Origin of the sequence: Kitasatospora sp. DSM 101779 (assembly GCF_025655475.1) — a bacterium.
Lineage (GTDB): Bacteria > Actinomycetota > Actinomycetes > Streptomycetales > Streptomycetaceae > Kitasatospora.
In genome coordinates, this window is record NZ_JAHTIK010000001.1 from 5,275,132 (window position 1) to 5,290,673 (window position 15,542).

Genomic DNA, 15,542 nt, shown 5'->3' on the forward strand with positions numbered 1-15,542 from the left:
GGGCGCGCGGCCGGGCGGGCGATGCGGCGCCGGGGGAGGTGCGGCGGCCGGAGTGGAGTCCGCTGGTCGAAACGTGCTCCCCGCCGGGCAGGTGTGCGGATTAGGCTGGTCGCGTTGGGGCAGCCAGTAGGACCCCCACACGTCGCGGAAGTCCCGCAGCGGGCGCCGGGCGGAGGGGTGCAGTTCCGTACGACCACCGCACGACCTCGGGAGACACGCACGTGGCAGACCGCAAGCCCATCGAGTCCTGGCTGACCGACATGGACGGCGTCCTCATCCATGAGGGCACGCCGATCCCCGGCGCGGAGGAGTTCCTCCGCCGCCTCCGGGAGTCCGGCAAGCCGTTCCTGGTGCTCACCAACAACTCGATCTACACCCCGCGCGACCTCAGCGCCCGCCTCGCCGGCATGGGCCTCGAGGTACCGGAGGAGTGCATCTGGACCTCCGCCCTCGCCACCGCCAAGTTCCTCAAGAGCCAGCGGCCCGGCGGCACCGCGTACGTGATCGGCGAGGCCGGTCTCACCACCGCGCTCTACCAGGCCGGCTACGTGCTGACCGACAAGGACCCGGACTACGTGGTGCTCGGCGAGACCCGCACCTACAGCTTCGAGGCGCTCACCAAGGCGATCCGGCTGATCAACGGCGGTGCCCGGTTCATCTGCACCAACCCGGACGAGACCGGCCCGTCCACCGAGGGCGTGCTGCCGGCCACCGGCTCCGTCGCCGCACTCATCACCAAGGCGACGGGCGTCGAACCGTACTTCGTCGGCAAGCCCAACCCGCTGATGATGCGTGAGGCGCTCAACACCGCCGGGGCACACTCGGAGACCGCCGCGATGATCGGCGACCGGATGGACACCGACGTGGTGTCCGGCATGGAGGCCGGCATGGAGACGATCCTCGTCCTGACCGGCCTCACCTCACCGGCCGACGTCGAGCGGTTCCCGTACCGGCCGACGCGCGTCGTGAAGTCGATCGCCGACCTGATCGACGAGATCTAGACCGGATTCAGCAGTCGCACCGCCGCCGCGGGCGGGCCTTCTCGGGCCGGCGCCGCGGCGGCGGTGTCGTTCGAGCCCGAGGGGGAGCAGTGGAACGGGCAACAGGAGTGGGAAGACCGCGGATGGAACAGGAGGAGCCGGCCGACTCGGGCGTGGTGTCCGGGGTGGCGGCGGAAGTGGTGTCCGGGGTGGTGGACGCCTCGGGTTCGCGGGACGTGGCGGAGACGTCGGGAGGGGTGGACGAGAAGCGGGTGACCTGGGCGGAGCTCTACTTCGACCTGGTCTTCGTCTTCGCCGTGACCCAGGTGTCCCAGCTGCTGCACCACCACCACGACTGGGCCGGGGCGGGCCGGGCGCTGGTGGCCTTCGCGCCCGTGTACTGGTGCTGGGTCGGGACGACCGTGCAGGCCAACATCCGCGACGTCGACACCCCGCGCGACCGGATCGGGATCTTCGGCGTCGGCCTCTGCGGCCTGTTCATGGCCCTCGCCCTGCCCGGCGCCTACGGGGCCCGCGGACTGCTCTTCGGCGCCGGCTACTGGGCCGCCCGGCTGGTCCTGCTGTGGCTGGTCCGCGGCATCCGCGGGGCCTGGACCGGCCCGTACGGCGTCGGGGTCGCCGTCAGCGGCCCGCTGATGCTCCTCGGCGGCACGGTGGACGGCCCCGCCCGGACCACCCTGTGGGCCGCCGGCGCCTGCTGCGACCTGGCCGCACCACTGGTCTTCCGCCGCCGCCTGGCCGTCGTGAACTACCACCCCGGCCATCTGCCGGAGCGCTTCGGGCTCTTCCTGCTCGTGGCGCTCGGCGAGTCCATCGTGGGCATTGGCGGACCGGTCGCCGACTCCCGCCTGCACACCGGTCAACTGCTGTCGGTGGCAGTCGCCTTCGCCATCTCCTGCGCCCTGTGGTGGCTCTACTTCGGCTTCGCCTCGGACGCCATGCGGTTCGCCGTGGAGACGGCGGCCTCCCGCCGCGACATGATCCGCTGGGTGTTCTCGTACGGCCACCTAGTGCTGATCGCCGGTGTCATCGCCGTCGCGGTCGGCTTCGGCGAGACCGTCGCCGAACCGGCCCACGCGCTCGGGCTCGGTACCGTCGCGCTACTGTACGGCGGCTGCGTGCTCTACCTGCTGTCGTTCAGCTACACGCGCTGGATGATGTTCGGCAAGGTCTCGCCGACCCGACTGGTGGCCGCGGTCCTCGTCCTCGTCCTGCTGCCGCTCATGCCGGACCTGCCGGCCCTCACCGCCCTGACCGCACTGGCGGTCGTGCTCGTCGGACTCAACGGGGTCGAGCACGTGCGGGTACGCCGGGCCGGCCTTCGAGCGGAGGCCGAGGCTTAGCACCCTGCGGCGTGACCGGTGTGGATTCCCGGTCGATCCACCGGGGATCCGGCGGGGAGGCGGGCGGGCGGAGCGGGTTGTCGGTCCGGGTGTGTAGCGTTCAGGGTCGTAGGAAGTCGTACGTCGGAGGCGACCGCTGCGCAGTGCGGCGCGGTCGGTGGGAGGTTTGTCGTGACGGATCTGGCTGAGGCGGCCGTGGACGCCGGTTTCGAGCTGCCCGAGTCCTGGCAGGACGTGCTCGCGGACGAGGTCGGCAAGCCGTACTTCGCACAGCTGGCCGCTTTCGTGGCCGGCGAGCGCGCCGAGCACCAGGTCTTCCCGCCGAGCGGGCAGGAGTTCTCCGCGCTGGCGGCGACCCCGTACGACAAGGTCCGCGTGCTGGTCCTCGGTCAGGACCCGTACCACGACGACGGCCAGGCCCACGGCATGAGCTTCTCCGTCCTGCCGGGCACCAAGACCCCGCCGTCGCTGCGCAACATCTTCAAGGAGATGGACGCCGACCTCGGCATCCCCGCCCCCGACAACGGCTACCTGATGCACTGGGCGGAGCAGGGCGTCCTGCTGCTCAACGCGGTGCTGACGGTGCGTGCGCACGAGCCGAACTCGCACAAGGCCAAGGGCTGGGAGAAGTTCACCGACGCGGTGATCAAGGCCGTCAGCGAGCGCGAGGAGCCCTGCGTCTTCGTGCTGTGGGGCAACTACGCGAAGAAGAAGCTGCCGCTGATCGACACCACCCGCCACGTCGTCGTGCAGGGTGCGCACCCGTCGCCGCTGTCCGCGAAGCTCTTCTTCGGCAGCAAGCCGTTCTCGCAGATCAACGCCGCGCTGGAGGGCTTCGGCGCCGAGGCGATCGACTGGACGATCCCGAACCTGAACGACTGACCGGCGTACGGGAGGGCCGGCCGTACGCTGTGAGGGCAGCGAGCGGCCGGCCTTCCGCGTCTTCGAGGGTGGTACCGGTTGTTGCCGCGGGTCCAGGGGCCCGGCGCTCGGGGCGGCTGTGGCTGCGGGGCTCAGACCAGGGCGGTGGGGGTACCGGCGGTGACCCGCGTGTCGGCTGCGAGCCCGGGGGAGAGGCGCAGCGGCGGCTCGGTGGCGGCGCGGACCTCCTCGACCGTACGGCCGGCGGCCACCTCCATCAGCACCAGGCCGTGCGGGGTGACGTCGAGCACGGCGAGGTCGGTGACGATCCGGTGCACCACGCCCCGGCCGGTGGCCGGGAGCGACAGCTCGTCGACGATCTTCGGTGTACCGTCCTTGGCGGTGTGCTCCATCACCACGATCAGCCGGCGTGCGCCGTGCACGAGGTCCATGGCGCCGCCCATGCCCTTGACCATCTTGCCGGGGATCATCCAGTTCGCCAGGTCGCCCGAGGCGGACACCTGCATCGCGCCGAGAACGGACACGTCGATCCGGCCCGCCCGGATCATGCCGAACGAGAAGGCCGAGTCGAAGTAGGAGGCGCCGGCCTCGACCGTCACCGTCTCCTTGCCCGCGTTGATCAGGTCCGGGTGCTCGGTGCCCTCCTGCGGGTACGGCCCCACGCCGAGGATCCCGTTCTCCGAGTGCAGCACGACGTGCACGCCGGGCGGGAGGTGATTGGGGATCAGGGTCGGCAGGCCGATCCCCAGGTTCACGTACTGTCCGTCGCGCAGCTCCCGGGCGGCCCGGGCGGCGAGCGCGTCCCGGGGGTCGAGCCCGCCCGTGCGGGCGAGCGGTGCCGCGTCCGGTGGGGTGCGGCGGTCCTGGTCCTGCTTCTGGTGCTGGTTCTGGTGCCGGTTCTGGTGGTGCGGAGCGGGCATGGTCAGGCCTCCTGGGCAATCGGGCGGACGGTGCGGCGCTCGATCCGGCGGTCCGCGGGATCGGCGGCGACGACCCGGTCGACGTAGACACCCGGCAGGTGCACCGCGTCCGGCGGGAGCTCGCCCGGTTCGACGATCAGATCGGCCTCGACCACGGTGACCCGCCCGGCGGTGGCGCACAGCGGATTGAAGTTGCGGGCGGCCGCGTGGAAGACGCAGTTGCCGTGGCGGTCGGCCACCTCGGCCCTGACCAGCGCGAAGTCCGCGGTGATCGCCTCCTCCAACAGGTAGCGTCGGCCGCCGAACTCGCGGACCTCCTTCGCGGGCGAGGCGACCGCCACCGAGCCGTCGACGGCGTACCGCCAGGGCAGACCCCCTTCCTCGACCTGCGTGCCCGCGCCTGCCGGGGTGTAGAAGGCGGGGATGCCGGCACCCCCGGCGCGCAGCCGCTCGGCCAGCGTGCCCTGTGGGGTCAGCTCGACCTCCAGCTCACCACTCAGGTACTGCCGGGCGAACTCCTTGTTCTCGCCGACGTACGAGGACGTCATCCGGGCGATCCGGCCCGCGCGCAGCAGCAGGCCGAGGCCCCAGTCGTCGACGCCGCAGTTGTTGGAGACGATGCGCAGCCCGGACGTGCCGGCCGCCGCGAGCGCGCCCAGCAGGGTGCTCGGGATGCCGCAGAGGCCGAATCCGCCGACGGCGAGAGTCGCTCCGTCCGGGATGTCCTCGACCGCGCGGTCGGGGGAGTCAAGGACCTTGTCCAAGGGGTCACCTCACTGGGGGGCGGGGGTGGACGCGGGGGTGTGGGTGTGGGTGTGGGGCTGCTGCTGTCCGAGGTCGTACGGCCGGGTGTCCGGTGGCCGGGTGCCCGACCCAACGGATGGCCGGGTGCCCGACCGACGGACCGGGCGGCCCGTCGATCGGAGGCTCGCGGATCGACAGAAGGGTGGGCGAGCGCCTGGTCGGCAGACCCGTCGGGACACGCGGTTCGCCCGGTCCTTCGGGATGGGTGGTCAGGCCGCGCGGGAGCGGGTGCTGACGGTGGTTCGGCGTGGTCGGCGGACCTGCCGGGGCCGGTCGGGCTCCTCCACACTCGCCCCGGGACGCGGTCCCTTCCATGGCGGTGCCCGACATTCGGTGCGCGCCGCCCATGGGGTCGCGCCACACGGGTCGCCCCGCGGCGCTCCGACATGGCTGAGGGCCACACAGCCGAGGCGGTCGGTGCGTCGTGCGGCCATATGTCCCCGGACCGGCCGCACTCCTACGGTTCCGGCATCCACCCCGAAGCGATCCCCCAGGAGCCGGCCGCCATGCGCAACTCAGCACTTCTCCGCGTCAGATCCCTCGGTGCAGCCCCGGCCGCGTCCCCGGCCGCGTCCACGGCTGCTTCCGGAGCGCGCGGAGTCTCGGGCGGCTCGCGGCGCCTCGGACGCCGGGTCGCCGTCCTGGCAGCGTGCAGTGTGCTGGCGGTCGGCTGCGCCAAGGCCGGCACGGCGGGGACGGACACCGCGAGCGGGAGCGGCGCCGGGGCGTCGAGCCCGGTCAAGGTCGGCCTGCTCTACTCCAAGACCGGCCCGCTCGCCGCGTACGGCAAGCAGTACCTGGAGGGCTTCAAGGCGGGCCTCGACTACGCGACCAAGGGCACCGGCGCGGTGGACGGCCACCCGATCGAGTTCGTCGAGCAGGACGACGCAGGCGACCCCGCCAAGGCGGTGTCCGGCGCCAAAGAGTTGATCGGCAAGGGCTACAAGATCCTCGCCGGCTCCACCGCCTCCGGCGTGGCCCTGCAGGTGGCGCCCTTCGCCGCGCAGAACAAGGTGCTCTTCATCAGCGGCCCGGCCGCCGCCGACAAGGTCACCGCGCTCAACAAGTACACCTTCCGCTCCGGCCGCCAGTCATACCAGGACACCCTGACCGCGGCCTCGTTCGTGGGGGACGCCAAGGGCAAGAAGGTGACGGTGCTCGCCCAGGACAGCGCCTTCGGGCAGGCGAACGTGGCCGCCGTGAAGGCCGTCCTCGGCAAGGAGGGCGCCACGGTCGACGCCGTCCTCGCCCCGCCCAGCGCGACCGACCTGACCCCGTTCGCCACCCAGGCCAAGGCCGCCAAGCCCGACCTGCTGTTCGTCGCCTGGGCCGGTGAGACCGCCGCCGCCCTGTGGACCTCGCTCAACCAGCAGGACGTCTTCTCCTCCACCCGCGTGGTCACCGGCCTCGACCTCGCCGCCTCGTACCCGCTCTTCGGAGCTGCGGGCGAGAAGATCTCCTTCCTGAACCACTACTTCGCCGGTGCGGCCGGGACGGACATCGAGAAGGCGATGACCGAGTCCGTCGTCAAGGGCGGCAGCAAGCCGGACATCTTCACTCCCGACGGCTTCACCGCCGCTCAGATGGTGGTCCACGCGATCGAGGCCAACAAGGGCTCCGCCGACGACACCGCCGCACTGGTGAAGGCGCTGGAGGGGTGGAGCTTCGACGGTGTGAAGGGCCATCTCACCGTTCGCGCCGAGGACCACGCCCTGCTGCAGCCGATGTTCCAGGTGCGCCTGACCGGTACGGGGGCCGCCGCCAAGCCCACCGTGGAGAAGGTCCTCCCCGCCGAGCAGGTGGCGCCGCCCGTTCTCGCGATGGTGGGCTGATCGTGAAGCAGCCATCCGCATCCCGGCCCGGCCCGGGGCAGCCCGCCGCCGGCGCCGGACCGTCGGGGGCCGGCAGTTCGGTGGGCGTTTCGGCACCGGCCGTGGCCGGCGGCTCGGTGGGCGTCCCCGGACCGGCCGCGGCCGGCGGCTCGGTGGGTATCCCGGAACCGGTGGGCGGGAGTGCGGCCGTGGGGCGGAGCCAGGCCCCGGTCCTGCGGCTGGCGGGGCTCGGCTGGTCGGTCCGGGGGGCGCCGATCGTGGAGGACGTCTCCTTCACCGTGGGGGAGGGCGAGTTCGTCGCCTTCATCGGACCCAACGGTGCGGGCAAGACCTCCCTCTTCAACCTGATCTCCGGGATCTACCCGGCGAGCCACGGCAGGCTGGAGCTGGACGGGTCGGACATCACGGACCAGCCCGTGCACGCACGGGCCCGGCGCGGGATCGGGCGGACGTTCCAGACCTCCTCACTGTGGGGTGGGATGACGGTTGCCGAGCACGTACGGCTGGCCGCGCAGGCCGCCGCCGGACCGGCCGCCTCGTACCGGTTCTGGCGCCGGGCCGACCGGTACACGACGCAGGTCGCCGAGACGTTGGAGCGCACCGACCTCGGGCACCGGGCGGACACCCTGGCGAACGCCCTCTCGCACGGAGAGAAGCGCAAGCTCGAACTGGCCGTGCTGCTGGTCGCGGAGCCCCGGCTGATCCTGCTCGACGAACCGATGGCCGGCGTCAGCGCGGAGGAGGTGCCCGCCCTCACCGAACTGATCCGCTCGGTGCACCGGGAGTCGGGCCGGACGGTGCTGATGGTGGAACACCACATGGATGTCCTGCTCGGCCTCGCCGACCGGCTCGCCGTGATGCACCACGGCACCCTCCTGGCACTGGACACGCCTGCCGCCGTGATGGCGGATCCCACCGTGCAGCAGGCCTACCTGGGTGAGGCGCTGTGACGGACGACTCCTCTCTGACGCAGGATCGGAAGGCAGCAGCGAACGGACAGGTGCCTGGCGCCGCTGAGGCGCCGGCGCCGCTCCTCGCGGTGCGGGACCTGCGGGTGGTCATCGACGGTCTGCACATCCTGCACGGCGTGGACCTCGACGTCGCTCCCACGGGTGTGACCGCCCTGCTCGGCCGCAACGGCGCGGGCAAGACCACCACCGCCAAAGCGATCATGGGCCTGGTGCCACGAACGGGCAGCCTCCTGTTCGGCGGCGTCGAACTGGCCGTCCTGCCGACGCACCTGGTGGTCCGGCAGGGCATCGGCTACGCCCCGGAGGACCGCGGCATCTTCGCCGGTCTCACCGTCGCCGAGAACCTCCGGCTGGCCGAGCGCGATGCCGAGCCCGCCTACGACCTGGTCCACGAGCTCTTCCCGGAACTGCGGAAGCGCTCCCGACAGGCGGCCGGGACGCTCTCCGGGGGCCAGCAGCAGATGGTGGCGATCGGCCGCACCCTGCTCAACCGCAACCGTCTGATCATCGCCGACGAGCCCACGAAGGGGCTGGCCCCGAAGATCGTCTCGGAGGTGGCCGAGGTGCTGGCCCGAGCGGCGGAACGGGTGCCGATCCTGCTGGTCGAGCAGAACCTCGCACTGGTGCGGCGGCTGGCCGGCCGCTGCACCGTCCTCGCGGACGGCCGAACCGTCCACCAGGGCGACACCGCCGAACTGCTGGCGGACGAGGAGGCCTCGCGCCGGCTGCTCGGGGTCGGCAGCAGGCGCGCTTCTGCCGCCGCCGAGCAGACCGGGGCCGATGGCCCGGCCCGTCCCGTCGAATCCGTTACGGAGGTGACCTCCACATGAACACCGTCGTCCTCCTCGTCTGTACGGGTCTGGGTCTGGGCGCTCTCTACTTCCTGGTGGCCTCCGGGCTGTCGCTGATCTTCGGTCTGATGGACGTGCTCAACTTCGCCCACGGAGCCCTGCTGTCGGTGGGCGCCTACGCGGCCTGGTGGGCCTCCGCCGAGGCGGGGGCCGGCTTCTGGTGGGCCGTGCTGTTCGGCACCGTGACGGGTACCGCTGCCTCCGTTCTGCTCGAACTGGCCGTGATCAGGCCCCTCTACAGTCGCCCTCGTGACCAGATCCTGGCCACCGTCGGCGTCGGCCTGGCGCTGCCCGCCCTGATCATGGGCATCTGGGGCGCCGACGCCCGTCCCTTCCAACCGCCGGCCGCACTCGCCGGCACCGTCTCGCTGCTCGGTGCGGTCGTTCCCGTCAACCGCTTCGTCCTGATGGGCGCTGCCCTCGTGGTCCTGGTGCTGCTGCGGCTCTTCCTGAGCCGGACCCGGTACGGCCTCGTCGTCCGGGCCGGTGTCGAGGACCGCGCCATGGTCACGGCCCTCGGTATCGATGTGCGTCGCGCGTTCACCCTGGTCTTCGCCATCGGCGGAGCCGCCGCCGCGCTCGGCGGCGCGCTCGCCGGTCTCTACTTCGGTTCGGTCAACCCCGGTCAGGGCACCGGTCTTCTGATCTTCGCCTTCGTCGTGGTCGTCATGGGCGGCATGGGCTCGGTCACCGGTGCCGCCGTCGCATCGGCCGCAGTCGGCCTCGTCCAGCAGTTCGCCAATTACTACACCGCCGCCGGGCTGGGCGATCTCTCCGTCGTCGTACTCCTCGCCGTACTTCTCCTCGTACGGCCCCGCGGACTCACCGGGAGGCTCGCGTGACCACCAAATCCTCGATCACGGGCACCGAGAGCCCGACGGGCGTCACAGTCACAGGGCCCGGCGGTACTTCTGACGGAGATTCTGGAACAACCGGACGGGGGCGCACCATCCCTCGAACAGGTGAATCATTCGGTGATGGCTCGACTGCGCTCCGTCGCGCACTACGCTGGTGGCCGATCGCCCTGCTGATCCTGTTCCTTGTCGCCCCATACAGTGCGCTTCCCGTTCCGGGGCTCCTCGACGGGCCGCTCGGCAGCCCCGGCAGCCTCCAACTGATCGCCCTGTGCCTGCTCTACGGGGCCCTGGCCACCGGTTACGACCTGCTCCTCGGCCGGACGGGCCTGCTCTCCTTCGGCCACGCCCTCTACTTCGCCGCGGGTCTCTACTGCACGGACCTCGCCATGCTCGAACTCCGCCTCCCCCTCCTGCCGGCCGCCGCCGTCGGCATCGCCTGCGCCACGCTGCTCGCCCTGCTGCTGGGTGCGGTCAGCCTCAGGGTCACCGGCATCGGCTTCTCCATGGTCACCCTCGCCTTCGCGCAGGCCGGGGCGATCCTCGTCCAACGCAACCCGGGTGGCCTCACCGGCGGTGAGGAGGGGCGCGCCGCCCCCGCCGACCTGCTGCCGTCCTCGCTGGTCGGCATCGGCAACACCGCCAACCTCTACTGGATCGCCCTCGGGTACCTCGTCCTCACCCTCGCGATCGTCCATTGCACCGTCGGCTCGCCGATCGGCCGGGTCTGGGCCGGCATCAGGGAGAACGAGCGGCGCGTCGAGGTCCTCGGCCTGCGGCCGTACGGCTACAAGCTGATCGCCTTCGTCGTGGCCGGGGCCCTGGCAGGCGCCGGCGGGGTCGTCCACCTGCTGCTGACCGGCGGCGCGACCCCGCAGTCCGCGACGTCCGACGCCACCCTCGCCCTGCTGGTCATGGTGGTGCTCGGCGGGTCCGGCACGCGTTGGGGTCCGCTGCTCGGTGGCCTCCTCTACACCTGGGCCGGCCACCGCCTCGGCGACCTCGCCAACTCCTCCGCGGTGGCCGACCTGCCCGCCGCGCTGCGTGTGCCGCTCTCCCAGCCGCTCTTCCTGCTCGGGGGCCTGTTCGTCCTCGTGGTCTACCTCCTGCCGGGCGGCCTGGCTAGACTGCCCGCCCGTCTGCGTGCCGCCCGCGCCGGCTCGGCCTTGCCTGTTCGAATCCGTGGAAATGAGGCAGCGTGAGCATCTCCGGAGGACCCGTGCACGACGAACTGTCCGTCCCCGTGCCCGGAGGCGACCTGGCCGTCCTGTGCTGGCCGGCCCGGGTGCCGGACGCACCCGCGGTGGTGGCCGTCCACGGCATCACCGCCAACGCCCTGGCCTGGGGCGAGATCGCCGACCGGCTGTCCGGCCGGCTCACCCTGGTCGCGCCGGACCTCCGGGGCCGGGCGGACAGCCGCGCGGTCGACGGACCGTTCGGCCTCGCCCGCCACGCGGACGACGTGGCCGCCGTCGTCCGCACCCTCGGCCTCGGCCCCGTCCAGTTGGTGGGGCACTCGATGGGGGCGTGGGTCTGCGCCCTCACCGCCGTGCGCCACCCGGAGCTGGTGAGCCGGGTGCTGCTGGTCGACGGAGCCGTGAGCTTCCCACTGCCGGCCGGGGTCCACGAGGACGACGCGCTGGCGGCCGTGCTCGGCCCCGCCCTCGCCCGGCTGTCCATGACCTTCCCGGACCGGCAGGCCTACCGGGAGTTCTGGCAGGCCCACCCCGCCTTCACCGGCGGCTGGACCGCCCGCATGGACGCCTACACCCAGCGCGACCTCATCGGGACGGAGCCCGAACTCCGCTCCTCCTGCGTCCCCGAGGCCATCCACCAGGACGGCCGTGAGGTGCTGCTGGACAAGGAGGCCGCTGCCGCCGTCCACCAACTGCCCTGCCCCGCAGAACTGCTCTGGGCCGAACGCGGGCTGCTCGACGAACCGCAGGGACTTTACGACGCTGCGCGACTCGGGGCTGCCGGCCTGGACGGAGCCCGCGTCCCCGCCGCCGCCGTCCCCGGTACCAACCACTACTCGATCATCGGCGGGGCGGACGGCGCCGACGCCGTGATCGACCGGCTGCTGCACGGCGCAGCAACCGACTGACCTGCGGAGAAGTCCGTTGCCGGCTCGGAACCGTCAGGGACGGCCCGAGCCGGCAACGGCAGGCCGACAGCCGGCAACGGCAGATCGGCAGGGGAGGGGCCGGCTCAGCCCGCAGTCCCCAGGAAGCTCCCCCAGCCACCCGTCGGCGCCTTGCCCACGCCCAGGGTGCGGAGCTTGCGCAGCGTCGACTGGTCCTGGACCTCCAGCCACTCGACCAACTGCCGGAAGGAGACCAGCCGGACGTCCGGCTTGCTGGCGATCTCCTTGATGGTGTCCTCCACGGCGTCCATGTAGATGCCGCCGTTCCACTGCTCGAAGTGGTTGCCGATGAACAGCGGCGCCCGGTTGGTGGTGTAGGCCCGGTTGAAGCCCGCCACGTAGGCGTCGCGGGCCTGGGCCCGCCACTCCGCGTGCTTCGACGGGTCGCCCTTGGTCGAGCCGTGCGACTGGTTGGCGAGGATGTTGTAGTCCATGGAGAGCACCTGGAAGCTGTGCCCGGGGAACGGGATGCCCTGCAGCGGGAAGTCCCAGATCTTCCCGTCCTGGACCTTCTGCGGCCAGATCTGCAGACCGCCGGGCGAACTCGCGTCGTACTTCCAGCCCAGCTTCGCCGCGGTCGGCAGCAGGCCCTTCTGGCCCTGCAGGCAGGGCGTGCGGCCGCCGATGAGCTCCTTCTTGTAGTCGAAGGGCAGCGGGTCGACGTCGGTGAAGCCGGTGTTCGTCCTCCACTGGGTGACGAACGACACGGCCTGCTGGATCTCGTTCTCCCAGTCCTCCGGCGTCCACTTGTTCACGGCGTTGCCGTCGTCGGGCTGCCGCGCGCAGAAGTGGCCGTTGAAGTGGGTGCCGATCTCGTGGCCGGCCAGCCAGGCCTGGCTGATCAGCTTGACGGTGTTGCGGACGGCGTTCGCGGAGAGGAACGGGATGTCCGACGCGCCGACGGGGTGACGCGGCGGGTGGTAGAGGCTCGACTTCTCCTTCGGCAGCGTGTAGATGCCGGAGAGGAAGAAGGTCATCGACGCCTTGTGCTCCTCCGCGATCTTCAGGAAGCGGCTGAACTGTCCGTCGTCCGTGGCACCTGCGCCGTCCCAGGAGAACACCACGAACTGCGGCGGCTGCTCACCGGGCTTGAGCTTTTCGGGCTTGGGCTGGTTCGGCTGGGCGCCGGTGTCCGAGGTCGAGCCGTCCCCGAGCGGCGTGCCCTTGACGGGTTTGGCCGTCGAGGTGCTGCCGGCTCCGTCCCCGGAACCGCCGCCGGGCCCCGAGCCCTTGCCGTTCGCCCCGCCGCCGCTGCCACAGGCGGCGACAGCGCTCAGTGCCGCGGTGGCCGCCCCGGCACTCAGCACAGCCCTGCGCGAGATGCTGCTCATGGTCTCCCCTACCCGCGTGGTGCCCGCACCCAGCAGACGTCCGGACACCCAGGAGGCATCCGGACGGCGCCGACATAATCGGACAATTGATCTGTATTCCTGCTCAAGGATGTCATGAGCGCTCAGGTCGATACAGCGCGCCTGTCCACCCCCACGCCATCACGCAGGTCATACCCATGGTGGCTCCGCTGTCGACCGGACTGTTGCGGTCCTGAAACAGATCGTCGGACGGGCGGTCAGTCGATCGGCTGTCCGCGCGCTGCCCGCGCGCTGCCCGCGCGCTGCCCGCAGGTGGCCCACGGGTGGTCTGCGTGGCCCGCACACGACCCACGCGCAGCGACTGCACGACCCGTGCGCGGCCGACGCGAGGTCAGAGAGGTCCTTTGCGGCGAACGGGCCGGACGTGGCCGGCGACCCGAGCGGTCAGCAGGCCGCCGCGGCCCGACGCCGGCGCCGGACGACCCGGGCGATGCTGCCGCTGATGAGCGTTGCGGCCGCGCACGACACGGCCAGGCTCAGCCAGGCGGTGTCGAACCAGTGACTGTTGAGCCAGCCCAGGCTGACGATGTACGCGGCCCACACCACAGCCGCCAGAGCCGACCAGCGGAGGAAGACCCGCGACGAGGCCGGCGAGTGCCCGACCGCGAGGTCGAGGACGGTGCGGCCGGCCGGGACGAACCGGGCAATGATCACGATGACCGCCGCGGCCCGGCTGGTGCGCTGCGCCAGGCTGGCCTGCATCCGCTCCACGCTCGTCGCCAGCTCGGGGCGCCGCGCCAGGCGCCGCCGTACGGCCGGAGCGCCGCGCCGGGCCAGGTTCAGCAGCAGGAGGTCGCCCAGGAAGGAGGCCACGGCCACCCCGAGACCTAGCAGCAGGGGTGCGCCGTCCACCTCGGAGGTGCGGAGCACCGCGAGGATCACCAGCGTCCCGCTCGGCAGGAAGGGAAGGAAGGCGTCACCGAGCACGGCGCAGAGCGCCAGCGCGCATATCCATGACGGGCCGAGTACGGCTGCGGCGTCCAAGGTCGAACTCCCTCCAGACCGCCCGGGGGAGAGCAGTGCTGCAGGGAGTAACGCTAGCGAGTCGAACTTTCATGCCATGAAGCACCCCCCGTGTGGCGCGGCTCACGGCCGGCCTGTGGTCGGCGTGGGCGTCACCGCGGATCTCGGCACCCCCGTCGTGCACACATGGCACGAGCCCCCGGGGCGGGGTGCCGCTCCGGGGGCTCGCGGGGACCATCGGTGCTGGTCCAGCCCGGTGGTCTTCGTCAGGAGCGCGGTGATGCATGCACCGCACTGATGAGCAACTTTGCCCGATGGTCGCACCTGACGCGACATCAGGAACTGGCGACTTCCCGCGCTGGCATGAAGTCGCCACCGCTGCCCGCCCCGGCGTTCGATCGGTTCGGGAACGAGGGAACACGTCCGCCCGGATCAGGGTTGTCCCCCGTCGTCGGTCGTCCGACCGGCGACCAGGGACCCGCAGCGACCAGGAGGACGGGCGGCATGAGCGGCGAGCACACAGGTGGAACACAGAACCACGCGGAGGCGGCGGCAGCCGACCCCGTCCGCGGACACGCCCGCGGGTCCGCGCCCGCCCCGCTCTCCATCCTCGACCTGGCCACCGTCGGCGCGGGCCACTCGCCGGCCGACGCCCTCGCCGCCACCACCGAGCTGGCCAGGGCCGCCGAGGACTGGGGCTACCACCGCTTCTGGGTCGCCGAGCACCACGGCATGCCGGGCGTCGCCAGCTCGAACCCCGCGGTGCTCCTCGCCCACCTCGGCGCCCACACCCGCACCCTGCGCCTCGGCTCCGGCGGGGTGATGCTCCCCAACCACGCCCCGCTGACCATCGCCGAACAGTTCGGCCTGTTGGAGGCCCTGCACCCCGGCCGGATCGACCTCGGCCTCGGCCGGGCTCCCGGCACCGACCAGGCCACCGCCCGGGCGCTGCGCCGCGGACTCTCCGACGGCGCCGACGACTTCCCGCAGCAGTTGGCCGATCTCACCCACTTCCTCGACGGGGACTTCCCGGACGGCCACCCGTACGCGCGACTGCGTGCCGTCCCGCAGAGCGACGCCCGCCCGCCGATCTGGCTGCTCGGCTCCTCCGGCTTCAGCGCCCGCCTGGCCGGCCGGCTCGGCCTGCCCTTCGCCTTCGCCCACCACTTCAGCGCGTCCAACACCGTTCCGGCGCTGGACCTCTACCGCAGCACCTTCCGGCCGTCCGCCGTCCTGGACGAGCCGTACGCACTGATCGGCGTCAGCGCGGTCGCCGCCGACCGGAAGGCCGAGGCGCTGCGCCTGGCCCGCTCCGCAGGCCTCGCCATGCTCCGGCTCCGCCAGGGCCGCCCCGGGCTGATCCCCACCCCGGACGAGGCCGAGGCCCACCCCTACACCGAGATGGAGGCGGATTTCCTGGCGAGCTGGCTCGGCAACGTCGTCCTCGGCACCCCGGGGCAGGTGGCCGACGGCCTGGAGATCCTCCGCAAGCGGGTCGGCGCCGACGAACTCATGGTCACCTCGCACATTCACGGCCACGAGGCCCGCCACCGCTCGTACCGCCTGATCGCCGAGGCGTATGGGCTGACCGCCGACCACTGATCCGGA

General features: G+C 72.0%; 14 protein-coding genes. 10 read left to right on the top strand and 4 right to left on the bottom strand.

The genetic code is table 11. The features are described 5' to 3' along the window. Positions 1-221: 221 nt before the first annotated feature. From KSNIM_RS24090 to KSNIM_RS24100, 3 genes are all read left to right on the top strand, one after another. The gene (locus tag KSNIM_RS24090; RefSeq protein WP_030275764.1) at positions 222-1,001 is read left to right on the top strand and encodes an HAD-IIA family hydrolase; all 780 of its coding nucleotides are present in this window, start codon (positions 222-224) and stop codon (positions 999-1,001) included. A 122-nt stretch (positions 1,002-1,123) separates the two neighbouring features. Next, a complete protein-coding gene (locus KSNIM_RS24095; RefSeq protein ID WP_263105235.1) occupies positions 1,124-2,344 on the top strand; it encodes a low temperature requirement protein A in 1,221 nt (406 codons plus the stop codon). 171 nt (positions 2,345-2,515) lie between these two features. After that, positions 2,516-3,226, top strand: coding sequence for a uracil-DNA glycosylase (locus KSNIM_RS24100; protein WP_263105236.1), 711 nt, complete (start codon positions 2,516-2,518; stop codon positions 3,224-3,226). A 131-nt stretch (positions 3,227-3,357) separates the two neighbouring features. Here KSNIM_RS24100 and KSNIM_RS24105 read toward each other — a convergent pair whose 3' ends face one another. Further along, on the bottom strand, positions 3,358-4,146 hold the full coding sequence (locus KSNIM_RS24105) for a 3-oxoacid CoA-transferase subunit B (RefSeq protein WP_263105237.1): 789 nt from the start codon (positions 4,144-4,146) through the stop codon (positions 3,358-3,360). Positions 4,147-4,148: 2 nt separating this feature from the next. Next, on the bottom strand, positions 4,149-4,910 hold the full coding sequence (locus KSNIM_RS24110; RefSeq protein ID WP_263105238.1) for a CoA transferase subunit A: 762 nt from the start codon (positions 4,908-4,910) through the stop codon (positions 4,149-4,151). Positions 4,911-5,456: 546 nt separating this feature from the next. Between KSNIM_RS24110 and KSNIM_RS24115 the strand changes: the two genes are divergently transcribed. The 6 genes from KSNIM_RS24115 to KSNIM_RS24140 all read left to right on the top strand — a co-directional run bounded on the left by KSNIM_RS24115 (position 5,457) and on the right by KSNIM_RS24140 (position 11,562). Then, a complete protein-coding gene (locus KSNIM_RS24115; protein ID WP_263105239.1) occupies positions 5,457-6,782 on the top strand; it encodes a substrate-binding domain-containing protein in 1,326 nt (441 codons plus the stop codon). Between the two features lie 188 nt (positions 6,783-6,970). Then, positions 6,971-7,732, top strand: coding sequence for an ABC transporter ATP-binding protein (locus KSNIM_RS24120; protein WP_263105240.1), 762 nt, complete (start codon positions 6,971-6,973; stop codon positions 7,730-7,732). A gap of 50 nt (positions 7,733-7,782) precedes the next feature. Beyond that, on the top strand, positions 7,783-8,583 hold the full coding sequence (locus KSNIM_RS24125; protein ID WP_263105241.1) for an ABC transporter ATP-binding protein: 801 nt from the start codon (positions 7,783-7,785) through the stop codon (positions 8,581-8,583). Then, positions 8,580-9,446, top strand: a complete 867-nt coding sequence (locus tag KSNIM_RS24130) for a branched-chain amino acid ABC transporter permease (protein ID WP_263105242.1) — start codon at positions 8,580-8,582, stop codon at positions 9,444-9,446. Before KSNIM_RS24125 ends, KSNIM_RS24130 begins: the two co-directional genes overlap by 4 nt. Before the next feature lie 107 nt (positions 9,447-9,553). Further along, complete coding sequence (locus KSNIM_RS24135; RefSeq protein ID WP_263108089.1) at positions 9,554-10,660, top strand: branched-chain amino acid ABC transporter permease; 1,107 nt, start codon at positions 9,554-9,556, stop codon at positions 10,658-10,660. Next, positions 10,657-11,562, top strand: a complete 906-nt coding sequence (locus tag KSNIM_RS24140) for an alpha/beta fold hydrolase (RefSeq protein WP_263105243.1) — start codon at positions 10,657-10,659, stop codon at positions 11,560-11,562. Before KSNIM_RS24135 ends, KSNIM_RS24140 begins: the two co-directional genes overlap by 4 nt. Positions 11,563-11,666: 104 nt before the next feature. Here the strand turns inward: KSNIM_RS24140 and KSNIM_RS24145 are convergent, their stop codons facing one another. After that, positions 11,667-12,932, bottom strand: a complete 1,266-nt coding sequence (locus tag KSNIM_RS24145; protein WP_263105244.1) for a hypothetical protein — start codon at positions 12,930-12,932, stop codon at positions 11,667-11,669. Positions 12,933-13,355: 423 nt separating this feature from the next. Beyond that, the gene (locus KSNIM_RS24150) at positions 13,356-13,955 is read right to left on the bottom strand and encodes a DedA family protein (RefSeq protein WP_263105245.1); all 600 of its coding nucleotides are present in this window, start codon (positions 13,953-13,955) and stop codon (positions 13,356-13,358) included. A 483-nt stretch (positions 13,956-14,438) separates the two neighbouring features. On the opposite strand from KSNIM_RS24150, the gene KSNIM_RS24155 reads away from it, so the two are divergent. Beyond that, complete coding sequence (locus tag KSNIM_RS24155; protein ID WP_263105246.1) at positions 14,439-15,536, top strand: LLM class flavin-dependent oxidoreductase; 1,098 nt, start codon at positions 14,439-14,441, stop codon at positions 15,534-15,536. Positions 15,537-15,542: the final 6 nt, after the last annotated feature.

Bases quoted from the DNA above. Each gene is read 5' to 3' on its own strand.
- KSNIM_RS24095 (WP_263105235.1), top strand. From the start codon at position 1,124: ATGGAACAGGAGGAGCCGGCCGACTCGGGCGTGGTGTCCGGGGTGGCG.
- KSNIM_RS24105 (WP_263105237.1), bottom strand. From the start codon at position 4,146: ATGCCCGCTCCGCACCACCAGAACCGGCACCAGAACCAGCACCAGAAG.
- KSNIM_RS24115 (WP_263105239.1), top strand. From the start codon at position 5,457: ATGCGCAACTCAGCACTTCTCCGCGTCAGATCCCTCGGTGCAGCCCCG.
- KSNIM_RS24130 (WP_263105242.1), top strand. From the start codon at position 8,580: ATGAACACCGTCGTCCTCCTCGTCTGTACGGGTCTGGGTCTGGGCGCT.
- KSNIM_RS24145 (WP_263105244.1), bottom strand. From the start codon at position 12,932: ATGAGCAGCATCTCGCGCAGGGCTGTGCTGAGTGCCGGGGCGGCCACC.
- KSNIM_RS24155 (WP_263105246.1), top strand. From the start codon at position 14,439: ATGAGCGGCGAGCACACAGGTGGAACACAGAACCACGCGGAGGCGGCG.